The organism is Acinetobacter sp. Ag2, from assembly GCF_001005515.1.
In the GTDB taxonomy this organism is placed as follows: Bacteria; Pseudomonadota; Gammaproteobacteria; order Pseudomonadales; family Moraxellaceae; genus Acinetobacter; species Acinetobacter bereziniae.
Genome location: NZ_LBNA01000037.1, coordinates 13,165 through 26,727, shown reverse-complemented (window position 1 = coordinate 26,727; position 13,563 = coordinate 13,165). Strand labels below are relative to the sequence as shown.

11 protein-coding genes are annotated in these 13,563 nt (G+C 38.3%); 7 read left to right on the top strand and 4 right to left on the bottom strand.

All coding sequences use genetic code 11. The annotated features are described in order from the left end of the window. The first annotated feature begins 608 nt into the window (after positions 1 to 608). From AAV97_RS05375 to AAV97_RS05365, 3 genes are read left to right on the top strand one after another with little or no spacing between them, the layout of a single operon-like run. A complete protein-coding gene (locus AAV97_RS05375) occupies positions 609 to 1,562 on the top strand; it encodes a metal-dependent hydrolase (protein WP_004829450.1) in 954 nt (317 codons plus the stop codon). A gap of 28 nt (positions 1,563 to 1,590) precedes the next feature. Then, positions 1,591 to 2,436 carry an SDR family NAD(P)-dependent oxidoreductase gene (locus AAV97_RS05370; RefSeq protein WP_009585084.1) on the top strand — a complete coding sequence of 282 codons (846 nt, stop codon included), beginning with the start codon at positions 1,591 to 1,593 and terminating at the stop codon, positions 2,434 to 2,436. Positions 2,437 to 2,453: 17 nt separating this feature from the next. After that, positions 2,454 to 4,235, top strand: a complete 1,782-nt coding sequence (locus AAV97_RS05365) for an NAD(P)-binding domain-containing protein (RefSeq protein ID WP_046760034.1) — start codon at positions 2,454 to 2,456, stop codon at positions 4,233 to 4,235. A 45-nt stretch (positions 4,236 to 4,280) separates the two neighbouring features. Here the strand turns inward: AAV97_RS05365 and AAV97_RS05360 are convergent, their stop codons facing one another. Next, a complete protein-coding gene (locus AAV97_RS05360; protein WP_046760033.1) occupies positions 4,281 to 4,952 on the bottom strand; it encodes a DUF2306 domain-containing protein in 672 nt (223 codons plus the stop codon). Between the two features lie 177 nt (positions 4,953 to 5,129). On the opposite strand from AAV97_RS05360, the gene AAV97_RS05355 reads away from it, so the two are divergent. Together AAV97_RS05355 and AAV97_RS05350 are read left to right on the top strand one after the other, a co-directional pair. Next, positions 5,130 to 5,798, top strand: coding sequence for a YARHG domain-containing protein (locus AAV97_RS05355; RefSeq protein WP_004829446.1), 669 nt, complete (start codon positions 5,130 to 5,132; stop codon positions 5,796 to 5,798). 69 nt (positions 5,799 to 5,867) lie between these two features. After that, positions 5,868 to 6,485, top strand: a complete 618-nt coding sequence (locus AAV97_RS05350; protein WP_228136511.1) for a hypothetical protein — start codon at positions 5,868 to 5,870, stop codon at positions 6,483 to 6,485. Positions 6,486 to 6,809: 324 nt separating this feature from the next. Here the strand turns inward: AAV97_RS05350 and AAV97_RS05345 are convergent, their stop codons facing one another. The 3 genes from AAV97_RS05345 to gltA form a co-directional block, all read right to left on the bottom strand. Then, on the bottom strand, positions 6,810 to 8,612 hold the full coding sequence (locus AAV97_RS05345; protein ID WP_046760031.1) for an aminopeptidase P family protein: 1,803 nt from the start codon (positions 8,610 to 8,612) through the stop codon (positions 6,810 to 6,812). Beyond that, complete coding sequence (locus AAV97_RS05340; protein ID WP_009585090.1) at positions 8,609 to 10,177, bottom strand: peptide MFS transporter; 1,569 nt, start codon at positions 10,175 to 10,177, stop codon at positions 8,609 to 8,611. The genes AAV97_RS05345 and AAV97_RS05340 overlap by 4 nt, the downstream gene beginning before the upstream one ends. 273 nt (positions 10,178 to 10,450) lie before the next feature. Next, a complete protein-coding gene (gene gltA / locus AAV97_RS05335) occupies positions 10,451 to 11,725 on the bottom strand; it encodes a citrate synthase (RefSeq protein WP_004829431.1) in 1,275 nt (424 codons plus the stop codon). Positions 11,726 to 12,802: 1,077 nt separating this feature from the next. On the opposite strand from gltA, the gene sdhC reads away from it, so the two are divergent. Both sdhC and sdhD read left to right on the top strand, forming a co-directional pair. Then, entirely contained in the window at positions 12,803 to 13,192 is a 390-nt protein-coding gene (gene sdhC / locus AAV97_RS05330; RefSeq protein WP_004829430.1) for a succinate dehydrogenase, cytochrome b556 subunit, read from the top strand. Next, positions 13,192 to 13,557, top strand: coding sequence for a succinate dehydrogenase, hydrophobic membrane anchor protein (gene sdhD, locus AAV97_RS05325; protein WP_004717289.1), 366 nt, complete (start codon positions 13,192 to 13,194; stop codon positions 13,555 to 13,557). Before sdhC ends, sdhD begins: the two co-directional genes overlap by 1 nt. Positions 13,558 to 13,563: the final 6 nt, after the last annotated feature.

Genomic DNA, 13,563 nt, shown 5'->3' with positions numbered 1-13,563 from the left:
CGACTAGGTGTGTTTTTTAGGCGATTCTAGGCGCGAAATACGAAATTTAGTCATTCTAAATAAGTAGTTCGGAACGAAGAAGCGACAAAAAACATGCTAGTCCCCGCTGCGCCTTGCGCTGCAAACAAAGCAGTGCTTTGTTCTTGCTCAGGGTTGTGGCTAAAATTATCTCAGGCTACGTTATGAAACTTGAAAATAGTCTCGCTATTCTCTTCATTTCCTTGCGGAGTATACTCCTCATACCTGCTCAATTTTAACCTACAACGCAAGCCATTTATGAAATGTCCACAGACCCTAAATGGTTGCTCTTTTTTTTGTATTGCTTAATAGCACATTTGACCCGTTTTGATTTCTCAACACATCACAGAACTTATCTTCATGGGACATTTTCTATCTTGAAGAACAACACTGCAGAGTAATTGTTAGACAATCCGTTGTGGTTGTCATAATTTGCTAATCGAATGTCTGCATATGCCAATGGTAATTGACAAAGCATGTCGTAATTTTTAGTGATCAAATTAGAGTTTTTACTCAAAAGGCAAGCTGTGCCATGTGTTAAATAGACCTGTGCACGGGTGACCAGATTAAATGAATAAAGAGTATTTTCTATGTTCGTGAAACCGTTAAAAAAAGCTGTTGCTAAAATGTTTGCTGCAGCGCCATTTAGTTTGGCAAATCAAACACCGATTATTCCTATTCGGCATATGAAATTTGATTTTGATCCAGCAAAACTCGATCACAGATTTTATATGGATGCCGAGTTAGCAAGTGCTTACTTTGCTTCATTGTCAATTTTTTTGACACGCGGTGAAGATTTGGTGATTGATACTGCACGATATCATCGTGATTTCATCACTGATCCTTTGCTTAAGCAACGTGTAACATCATTGATTGGTCAAGAAGCCATTCATTCTAAAATGCATGAAGAGTTAAACGAAGCCTATTTAATTCGTGATTTGCCTGTAAAGCTTTTCCGTACTTGGGCAGGATGGGCGTTTGAATATGGATTTGAACGTCTTCCTCAGCCAATGAAACTTTCATTGATGGCGGGAATTGAACATTTCACGGCTGTTTTGGCTGAATACATGATGAATCATGAGGAAATTTTCTTCCGTTCTCAAGATGAAAAACAGCGTGCGATCTGGATGTGGCATATGCTTGAAGAATCTGAGCATAAAGACATTGCCTTTGATGTTTTTCAAGAATTATCAAATAACTATTTATTACGTATTGCTGGATTTTTCCCTGCTTTGATCACGATTCTTGTATTGATTTCAGCAGCTTCATTTTTGGTTCCTTTTTATCGTAATCCAAAAAATTTAATCAGCTTACGTTATTGGAGTGAGATTCCTTACAATTTTCGCCTGATTTTTGGTTTAAAAGATGGGGTTTATGGCAGTAGCTTTAAGCATATTTTTGATTATCTACGTCCAAATTTTCATCCAAATGATCATGATACCTCTGAATTTTTGGAATATTACAAAGAAAAGTTGCTGAACCCTGAGAACGGTATTCTTACGCCTTATTTAACGAAAGAATTTTACCCGACATTGCGTTCGTAAAATAAAAAAATAGATGGATTGAAGAGATATGGGATTTTTTTCTAAAAAAGTAAAACCTAGCCAAAATGCTTATGCAGTGGTGACTGGTGCTGGCAGTGGAATTGGTCGTAGTTTTGCCTTGGAGCTTGCCAAGCGTGGTGGAACGATTGTTTGTGCTGATATTAATTTAGACGCTGCTCAAGAAACGGTAAATTTGATTGAGTCACAAACTTCTGGAAAAGCCTTTGCTGTGCAATGTGATGTTGGACTGAAAGAGCAAGTCAAAGCGCTGGCTGAACAGGCTGAAAAATTAATGAATCATCCTGTGAGTTTGGTTATTAATAATGCGGGTGTCGGTTTAGGTGGCAAGTTTGATGAAGTTTCTTTAGAGGATTGGCAATGGTGTATGCATGTCAATTTGTGGGGAGTGATTCACGGCTGTCATTACTTTGTCCCAAAGTTTAAACAACAAGGTCGCGGCGCAATTATTAATGTGGCTTCAGCGGCTGGTTATACCGCAGCACCAGAGATGACGGCTTATAACGTGACCAAATCCAGTGTATTGGCTTTGTCAGAAACCCTATCCGCTGAACTTCGCAAAGACAATATTCGCGTCAATGTGTTATGTCCAACATTGGTACCAACCAATATTATGAAAAATGGTCGTTTACCGGGACATTACGCAGGGCTAGCCGATGATTTGCTAATGAATCATGCATTTACCACCAGCGATCAAGTTGCTATCAAGACCTTAAATAATCTGGATGCAAACAAGCTTTATACCATTCCGCAACCCGATGCAAAGCTGTTCTGGATTATGAAACGTGCTTCGCCAGCATTGTATGCCAAGGTGTTGGGTATTGGTTATCCATTATTTAATAAATACGTAAAATAAGATTTGAGTAGACGAATATGACGACTGAAACCACTTTAGATACACATCCAGAAGATAAAAGCGTGAAAAAGACGACAACGCAAACAACGTTGGAAGAGATTAAGCATGTGACTCAACCGAGCACAACACAATCTGCAAATACAGAAGAGAAACCGCTAGAAGTAAAAACAGTATCCAAACGTACTCAGGCTTCTACCACAGCAAAAACCAAGTCTGAAACGCCAGCTAAAGCTGCGGTAAAGTCGACTCAACCAAAAGCTACAACTCAAACAACAGTGAAACCAGAGAGCGCTGAACAGACTGCTGATAAAAAAGTAACCAATGCTCAGAAAAAACAGCCCGTTCATACCTACGATACTATTGTGGTCGGGGCAGGTATTTCTGGAATTGCTGCGGCTTATCAAATGAATCAAGTGGGCTATCATGACTATGTTGTACTAGAAAAAGCCAACCGTGTTGGTGGTACGTGGCGTGATAACAATTATCCAGGTTGCGGTTGTGATGTGCCATCTGCGCTTTATTCTTTTTCATTCTCTCCTAGTCATAAATGGAGTCACCTGTTTGCCAAACAGCCTGAAATATTAAGTTATTTAGAAGAGGTGGTGGAAAAATACGACCTCGGTAAGAAAATTGAATTTAATAATGAATTGATCAGTGCCAAATGGGATGAAGTACAACATATTTGGCACTTAGAAACAGCTAAAGGCGCTTATCAAGCAAAAACAGTGATTTTTACTACAGGTCCAATTACTGAACCTTCGATGCCTAAATTAAAAGGTATTGAAACATTCAAGGGGGAAATGTTTCACTCTGCACGTTGGAATCATGATTATGATTTAACAGGTAAACGTGTGGCTGTCATTGGTACGGGCGCTTCAGCAATTCAATTTATTCCACAAGTTCAACCTTTAGCGAAACAATTGATTGTGTTCCAGCGTACAGCACCCTGGGTACTTCCTAAGGCTGACATGGAATTGAATGAAACTGCGAAAGGGATTATTTCTAGATTTCCAGTCATTCAACAAACTTGGCGCAACAGTATTGCTCAGATTTTAAATGGGATTAACTTTGGGTTACGCAATCCGAAAGTACTCGAACCTGTCAATTTTTTAAGTAAGCAATTACTCAAATTACAAATTAAAGATGAAAAACTGCGTAAAGACGTGACCCCTAACTTTACCATTGGATGTAAGCGTTTATTGTTTGCAAACAATTATTATCCAGCCTTACAACAAGACAATGTTAACCTTGTACCTCATGGTTTGGTAGAAATAGACGGTAATACGGTGATTGCAGCCAATGGTGAGCGTCATGAAGTTGATGTGATCATTTGGGGAACAGGTTTTGAAGTTTCTCATCCGCCGATTGGTAAACGTGTTTATGATGCCAATGGTCAAGTCCTTGCAGAGCGATGGAAAAACAGTTCTCCTGAAGCGTATTTAGGTGCAAGCATTGAACATGTTCCCAATGCATTCTTGGTCTTGGGTCCAAATATTCTGGTCTATGATTCATTTATTGGTATTGCAGAAGCGCAAGTCGGCTATATTGTTGATGGTTTACTAAAAATGCGTGATCAGAAGTTCACCCGTTTTGAAATTAAGGGGGATGTGATTACCAAACATAATCGACGTCTACAAAAGCACCTAAAAACAACGGTATTCAATGCAGGTGGCTGTAAGTCTTATTATCTGGATGAAAATGGACGAAATTTTGCGGCATGGCCTTGGTCATTACAAGAGCTTCGTAACCAGCTCAAACAGCTTGATTTAAATCACTATACAGTGACCCAAAAGCAATAAAACCTTTAATAGTTTGAGATTTTGATCAGATAGCCCTAAATTTATTTAGGGCTTTGCTGTTTTGTGCAAATGTAATTTGAGAATAATGATCTCTGCGACAATTAAATTAACCACCCAACCTAACCAAGACTCCAATTGATAGATATGTACAGGTGTCAGCCAATCAAAATAGGGTTGCAAAGTGTAAAGTCCCATTTTCCATGTTCTTAAACTTAATGCAGAAAGGCTGAGAGCGAAGCTCCGAATCATCCAGTCACGATGTAAAATCCAACGTTTTTTGAATAAAAAGTACAAAGCGGTTAGGGTCGTGACTGCCCAGAGTGAACTTAATAAGATAAAGCTGATTTGTGTGGATAACCCTCCAGCTGCTGAAAAAGCTAGAATTAAACCACTGGGTAAAGAAAACCCTAAAATGGTGATCAGATACAGCCAACCACTCCAGCGATGAATTCGGGGAAAACGCGTGCGAAAGACACGGAAAAACTGTGTAAATCCAGCGATGAGTACAAAGCTACTGCTGATCACATGGATTTTAAAAGCCGTCTGCCAAGGTTGAGTATTGACTACATCTTGCTTAAGCAATAAAAAATGCTGTTCTGTGTTCCAAGGAAAATATTGCAAACATATTGCGACCATGAGGTAACACAGATAGGCATAGACCAAGAGAGAAACTATACCTAAACTTATCGTGGGCAGATTGTTTTTTATTTTTGCCATACTGTTATGTAATAAAACGGGTTCAGTAAATTATAATCAAAGATATATCCAAACACAGTGTTTATATTTGGATTGAATTTGATTTTTTTTGCATTATGTTGCACCACAAATACGATAATTTGTTTTAAAATTACCGTGAATATGTATCACTCATCGTCATAACAAATAGGAATAACAATGAATAAGCGATTAATAACATGTATCGGGCTTTCCGCAATTTTTACTCAAAGTGGCTATGCACTGGATATTCAACAGTTACAGAAATCTTGGTCTGGAAAATATGATGAACAAAAAATCGGTGTTTTTATTCAATCCATAGATCGAAATCAGGTCAAAGGTTACAGTATTTTGGGTAAGAACAAACAGAACTTCACAGGTAAGGTGCAGAACACAGCTCAAGGCTATAAAATTACCGCAACTGAAAGCGGTGCACCTTCAAGCAGTGGGGTATTTACTTTTGTAGTGAGCCATAGTCAACCTAATCTGTTGGAGTCGAGTTGGGAGTCTACAACAGCAAAAGTAAAACCTAAATATTTTGACTTAAAACCGCAACAATGTCGTTATCAAAAAGATGTGGGTGATTATCCTGTTGCTTCTCAACGTTTATTGAAAGATCAAGATATACAAATTCCCGCAGAAGAACTGGATTGGATGCGTAATGAAATTTATGCGCGACATGGTTATTCATTTGCAAATCGTGAAATTGCCAATCAATTTGCTGATCAAAACTGGTATATGCCATGTAGTACCAATGTAGAAAACCAATTAACTCAGATTGAAAAAACCAATATTCAACGAATTAAAAAAATACGTCCATACATGGCTAAAATGGAATGGGGACGTTAAGCACACAATCAATCACAAAATCTGAGCGTTTATTTTATGCTTTACTATTCTTCAGTTCGATTGAGTACTATGGTTTTTGTTCTAAGTGCATCTGCCTTGAGTTTTGCAGCAACTCCTACAGAACAAGCAGTGATCAACAGTATAACGAACCTAAACGATTCTCAAGCGACACCCGCCAAAGCGATCATGATTGATTATATGAAAGAGGTTCATTTGTTGTCTGGAGAGCTGGCTTATCTCTCTGGTGTAACATTTGAAAATGCTGGACGAAATTTTTGGGGAGGCTATATATTGACGCGCCCAAAGTTAAAACAATCTCGAATACTTGAGTTCGGTGGTCAAGCCAATGATTTCACAGTCCATACGGTGCAATATCGAGCAAAACCAATCGATTTGGTTGAAATAGAGTCTGCAGGCTCGGGGCAGGGGCAAGTTTCCCAGACAACTGATTTAGTCTATTTTGATGGGTGGAAAGCTAAAATTATTGCAACTGCTGAATCTTCGAGTCATCCGGGGCGTTTTAGTGAGAAGTTGGGCGAGGAAGATTGTAAAACGGGTGGGGAAATTGTTTCAAGTTTAAAGATTTTACCCAGTCGCAATGAAGTGATTAAAACTATTCAATCATCCAATGCATGTAAAAATGCAAAAGTAGCAACCCAAACGGAAAGAATCAAAATCGTACTATAAGTGCTCTTGTTGATTGCAGTGTTCGGTGATTCGATCAGATCGGATTCACTTTTTCCACCTCTGAAGAAATGAAGCATCATCTGTGCAAAGTCATTAAACTTTAAACATAAGGCAGGGTGGTCACAACCCTCATATCATCACCCAATATATTCGATGGTTAATTTTATTATTGAAGATAAACGATATTTTATTGTATGTGTTTTTCATAAACTCACTATGCAATAAAGTACGGAATTTTATATTTATTATACGCATCAATGGCATATAGCTTTTCAAAAAAGCGCACAGTCAAAAGGTTCTGCGCTTTTTTGATTGATATGGGAGTTAAATTGCTTGGGTATTTTCATTTAGCCAGTTTAAAACATCACCTTCTAAGTGGGGCGCTAATCGTTCTCTGACTATTTGATGGTATTGGTTCAGCCATGCTTTTTCATCATCATTTAACAACTCTAAAATAATACAGCTTCGGTTAATCGGGCACAGTGTGAGTGTTTCGAATTCTAAGAACTGACCATAAGTCGTATCTTCAAAATGCTTAATTTTGTTGACGACAAGATTTTCAATTCGAATCCCATACTTTTCTTGATGGTATAAGCCTGGCTCATTAGAGCTAATCATGCCTTCACGCATCTTGGTAAAAGATGTCGCTGGCGCATAATAAGAGATGACTTGAGGTCCTTCATGAACATTCAATGCATAGCCTACACCGTGACCTGTACCATGACGATAATCCAAACCATATTTCCACAGGGTTTGACGTGTGATCGAATCTAAAAGAGGTGATTCAATGCCTTCTGGGAAGACAGTTTGAGCAAGCGCAATATGACATTTCAATACCAGCGTATAATCACGTTTTTGTTCAATACTTGTGTTTCCGATAGGGATAACTCGGGTGATATCTGTCGTACCATCTGCATACTGCGCACCTGAATCAATCAGTAACAAGCCGTCACCCGTGATTTCACTGAAACTTTCTTCAGTTGCTCGATAATGGGGTAGCGCCCCATTGGCATTAAAACCTGCAATCGTTGAAAAACTTAGTCCTAGAAAGTCCTTTTGCTTGGCGCGGAAACCAGTGATCATCTCATCGATCGTCAATTCATTGATGGATTCATTATTTGTTAGCGCTGTATCTAACCATTGAAAAAAATGGCACAAAGCAACCCCATCTTTGATCATGGCATTGCGCACATGCTGAATTTCTGAAGGGTGTTTCTGGGATTTAAATAATGTGCTGGGATTGATATCTAGAATCAAGTGATTATGGTGTTCAATCGCTTGTGTATGAGCAATCGATGTTTTTGCTGGAGCAATTAAAATATTTTGTTGTTTAAGTTCGACCAAAAACTCGATGCTTGCGTTATAAGGTAAGATTTCGATGTTATCCAAAGCAAATCTTCGCTGCATTTCAGTCGAAAGTTTTGCATCATCAATGAAAAGCACAGTTCGAGAATGATCTATATATAAGTGTGCTAAGAACACGGGATTATATTCAACATCACTGCCTCTGCAATTTAAAATCCAAGCAATATCATCGAGTGCAGAAATAAAATGCCCCGTTGCTTTTTTCTGAATAAGTTTGTGACGGATCGCTTTTATTTTTTCTAAGCGTGTTTGCGTATTAAAATCATCTGCCATTTGCCAAATGGGTTGTAGGGGCAGTGCTGGGCGTTCAGTCCAAATTTCATCAATTAAATCGAAGTCTGTTTGGATAAAGAAATTGTGTTCTATTGCAAGCGCTGATAATGCGCTATATTGTTGAGTTGAAATGGTATTTCCATTGACACAAATTTTTGCATCTTTGGCTAAATGTTGTGAAAGCCAAGACAAATGTGTTGAAGCAGGATCAGGTGTCTGCTTTTGTAAAACGTAACCTGTATTTTCCAGTTGCTGTTCGGCTTGTACCCAATATCGACCATCTACCCATAAACCTGCAAAGTTTTGAGTGACGACAATTGTGCCAACTGAACCTGTAAAGCCTGTTAGCCATTGGCGTATTTTCCAATAATCAGGTAGATACTCTGACATATGTGGATCTGCACTCATGGCGATAAAAGCATCCTGCTGATATTTCTTCATAATTGTACGAAGGTTTTCTAATTTGTTGGCAGGTGATAAAGCGTTCATACTTTTTCCAATTGCATATCAAGAGATTTTTGAGAGGGAGTCGATGATTGATTGAGTAATTTACGAATCGGTTTTTTCATTAACCATAGAACGAGTGCGCCTAGAAGTAAAGCGATGACACATCGCATAAATAGGAGGGGTAATTGCTCAACTTCATTGATAGAAACATGACCACCGATTAAACCTGCCATCAAATTCCCTAAAGCAGATGCTGTAAACCAAAGTCCCATCACTTGTCCACGAATGATGGTTGGAGCAAGTTTGGTCATTGTTGAGAGCCCAACAGGGCTTAAGCATAATTCACCTAGCGTTAAAAGCAGGAGGCTTGATGCGATCCACAATGCAGAAACAGTTCCACCATTTTGGGTGATCAAGTAACTGGCAATGCTCATCACGAGGAAACCACCCGCAGCGAGGAGTAAAGCAATAATGAATTTGGTGATATAGCTAGGGTCACGATTTTGTTTGCCCAATTTAACCCAAAGCCATGCCAGGATCGGTGCGAAAATAATAATGAAAAGTGGGTTAATCGATTGAAACCAAACGGCGGGTATTTCAAAGCCAAAGAATTGGCGGTCTGTAAAGTCTTGGGCGAAAAGATTAAAAGATGTTGGTTTTTGTTCAAATGCTGACCAGAACAGTGCAGCAGTGATAAGTAAAATAAAACAGATGATGATTTGTTTTTTCTCGGTATTATTCAAACCTGCAAAGAGCAATAGATAGCAGAAATATAAGGCAATACAAATACAAATTGTGATTGTGAAATATGTGGCGATCTGAATTGGATTGATGTTGATTATGCCAAGAGAAACTAGAGCGATAATCAGACCAACAACTGCAAGAAATCCTATGATCATTTGGGGTGCTTTAGGATTGTAATGTACAGGACGAGCCCAGTTATTTTCATTGCCACGCACATGATTAAATTGTTTTAATTGAGGCACAGTGATTAACTTAAAAATAAGTAAGGCGATTAACATTCCAACCCCACCGATGCCGAATCCCCAGTGCCAACCATGTTCTTTTACCAATAAACCAGTCAATAGTGGGGCAGTCAATGAACCTAGATTAATTCCCATATAAAAAATGGAAAATCCTGCATCACGCCGTGAATCTTGAGCCTGATATAAAGTGCCAACAATGACGGAAATACAGGTTTTAAATAAACCAGAACCGATCACAATCAAAACTAAACCAAAATAAAAAAAGAAATGTCCAAATAAGGCTGCCAATGCAATGGATAAATGTCCGAGTGCGATGATCAGTGAGCCATACCACACAGCGCGCTCTTGACCGAGATAATTGTCAGCAACCCATCCACCCAATACGGTCATTAAATACATACTGCCTGCAAATAAGCCGACAATTGCTGATGCTGTTGGACGATCTAAACCGAGACCGCCATCAGCAACTAAAGCCGCCATATAGAGGATTAATAGAGGGCGAATACCATAATAGGAAAAACGTTCCCAAAGCTCGGTAAAAAATAAACCTTTTAATGGTTTAGGGTGACCAAAAAAAGCTTGGTCTGGGTCGTGCACTTGTTTGGATAAATGTTGAGGCATCTTCAATTCCTTTGAAAATGTATGATTAAAAATTTTTAAACAATATATAAAATAAAGTTATTTGTGGGTGTTTTATAAAGTAGTGATTTGTAAGTTTTATCATTAACATATAAATTTGAGCTTTCAATGCTTATTATTAATATTGTTATATTTTGATTTTTAAAGAATTTTAAAATAATTAAATTGTGCCAGTTGGTGTGAAAATTGGTATGAATATGTAATAAAAAACCACCCCAAAGGGTGGTCTCTTGTTCGATCTGAACGCGTAACGAATTAACGTTTGATATCGCGTTGAGTTTCGCCAGTATAAAGTTGACGAGGACGACCGATCTTGTAAGGTCCGCTGTGCATTTCTAACCAGTGGCTGATCCAACCCACAGTACGTGCAAGCGCAAAGATTACAGTAAACATTTCTGTTGGGATACCAATCGCTTTAAGGATGATACCTGAGTAGAAGTCTACGTTCGGGTAAAGTTTACGTTCAATGAAGTACGGGTCGCTTAACGCAATACGTTCAAGTTCCATTGCAAGCGCAAGTTGTGGATCATTGATACCAAGTGCACTTAACACTTCGTCACAAGTCTCTTTCATAACTTTCGCACGTGGATCGAAGTTTTTATAAACTCGGTGACCGAAGCCCATAAGTTTAACTTCTTTAGTTTTAACTTTTTCCATGAACGGCGCAACGTTTTCTACAGTGCCAATTTCATCAAGCATCTTAAGAACGGCTTCGTTTGCACCACCGTGAGCAGGTCCCCAAAGCGCAGCAATACCTGCAGCAATACAAGCGTAAGGGTTAGCACCAGTAGAACCAGCTAAACGTACTGTAGACGTAGAGGCATTTTGTTCATGGTCAGCATGAAGCGTAAATATACGGTCCATTGCTTTAGCAAGAATAGGGTTAACTTTATAGTCACGATCTGCTGGAGTAGCAAACATCATGTATAAGAAGTTTTCAGCATAGCTTAAATCGTTACGTGGATATACGAACGGTTGACCGATAGTATATTTGTAAGTCCAAGCAGCTAAAGTAGGAATTTTAGCAACTAAACGAACTGCAGTGATTTCACGGTGATCTACGTTTTCAACGTCAAAACCATTGTGATAGAACGCAGATAACGCACCAACAACACCACACATCACAGCCATTGGATGAGCATCACGACGGAAACCATTGAAGAAACGGCTTACTTGGTCATGAACCATAGTGTGGTTGCGGACTTTGTTTTCGAAGTCTGATTTTTGTTCAGCAGTTGGAAGCTCACCGCTTAACAATAAATAGCAAGTTTCTAAGTAAGAAGCTTGAGTCGCAAGTTGAGCAATAGGATAGCCACGGTGTAAAAGAACGCCTTTATCACCATCGATGAAAGTGATTTTAGACTCGCAAGAAGCTGTCGCCATAAAACCAGGATCAAAAGTAAAGTGACCTGAAGCCAACACATCCTTAACGTCGATTACATCTGGGCCCAATGTGCCGCTGTAAATTGGTAATTCAATTTTTTTGCCATCAAGCTCTAGAACGGCTTTCTTGCCAGTTGCTGCAGACATTCAATAGATCTCCTGTCCTGGTGGATATTTTATCTAACTTGCTTAGTCATCTTGTAATGCACAAGTCAGACGGATCAAAAATTGCTATTTAGCTTAGTGAGTACTGAAATTTTGTCAATTATACTTATGGATGAAAAAGTCATGTTTTCATCTACAGTTAGTCCAACTTTAACCAGTTAGATTGAGCATCAAATTTCAGAGTCGGTCAGTATAATAAGGTAAATTCAGAGTTAGGTGCAGAAAAATAATTAGGATTGCTAGACAGGAAATGGCATTTTAGACCAATATTTTGATGTTTTTGTAAGCCAAATTCCTTAGATTCCATGTTTTAAAAACTTCTAAATTTCACGACTTACATAGCTTTTAATGTAATGGCAGTATGAAAAGCATCCAAATGAAATGATGAAATATTTATTTTCATTTTAGTGCTTAATTGATTAAAAAATAGTTTTTGAATCTAGTTTTTGGTACAAAAAACACCCAAAACAACCGTTAAATCAGGTTTTGCATGTTGTTAAAACAAGCAAATGTGCGGAATATTGAGCAGTCAAAATTGAATTATTCACAAACTAAGTCGTTCTTTCTTATTGTAAAGCTTTAAATTAAATCACAGAATAAAATAATGACCATTAAAAATGAAAATAAAGCGATATTTAGAAGCGACATAATGGGTATCTGTATAGGGTTAAATTGAATACAGCATTTAAAATTCTAGGATAATGGTAGGAGAGGACGCTTTTGTCCGTATTGTTGTGCTTTAGTCTAAATTTATGAAAATAATATCCACCATTATGATGTCGAAAAGTATTATGTTTAAAAATCATAAAAAATAAAGAGATAGCGCTAAATGCTTGATTTAAAATATTGATATAAGCTTACAAATGAATGTAAATGATTCTTATTTGAGTGTTTTTTAAAGAAAAAGCCAATTTCGACAGTTTGTAATTTGACTGTTCACGTTTTATAATTCAGTGTCGTTTAAAGTTCAGACAATTTAACTTGTCTGACAATGCTAGCTTTCCTTCGAATTAATTCCAACAAACTCCGGATGGAGTTTTTACTTACAGGATGCCCGCTGTGAAAAGCAACAGACCTGTCAATTTGTCCATGGGTCAAGTTTTAGATGTAAACTTAAAATCCCCTGTGGCTATTGCATCAATTCTACACCGTCTTTCAGGTGTCATCGTATTTTTACTCGTACCGGTACTTTTGTGGCTTTTAGACAAGTCTTTGTCTTCGCCTGAAGGTTTTGCTCAAGTTCAAGCAATCTTTGGTGGCTTCGTTGTACGCTTCATCGTATGGGTATTTGTCGCTGGTTTATTATTCCATTTCATTATGGGTATTAAGCATCTACTTGCTGACCTAGGTTTTGCTGAAGAGTTGCAAAGTGGTCGCGTAGCAGCAACTATTGCATTAATCTTGGCTGTGATAGCAATTATCGCATCATTCGTATGGATTGTTCTCTAATGAAAAGTGCTACAGGTTTAACGGGGTCAGGTTCTCGTGATTGGTATATCCAACGCGTAAGTGCTGTTGTTCTAGCTGTTTATACTGTTGTGGTATTAGGTTGGATTCTGTGCAATGGCGGATTTAACTATGAGCAATGGTTCGGCTTTATGATGACACTTCCAATGAAGATTTTATCTTTATTGGCAGTCTTATCTCTTGTTGCGCATGCTTGGATTGGCATGTGGCAAGTATTCACTGACTATGTGACTACTCGTCAAATGGGGCCTTCAGCTTCAGGTTTACGCATCGTGTTAACTTCAGCAGTGATTATTGCTGTAATTGCATATGCGATCTGGGCAATCCAGATTTTTTGGGCGAATTGATAGGAA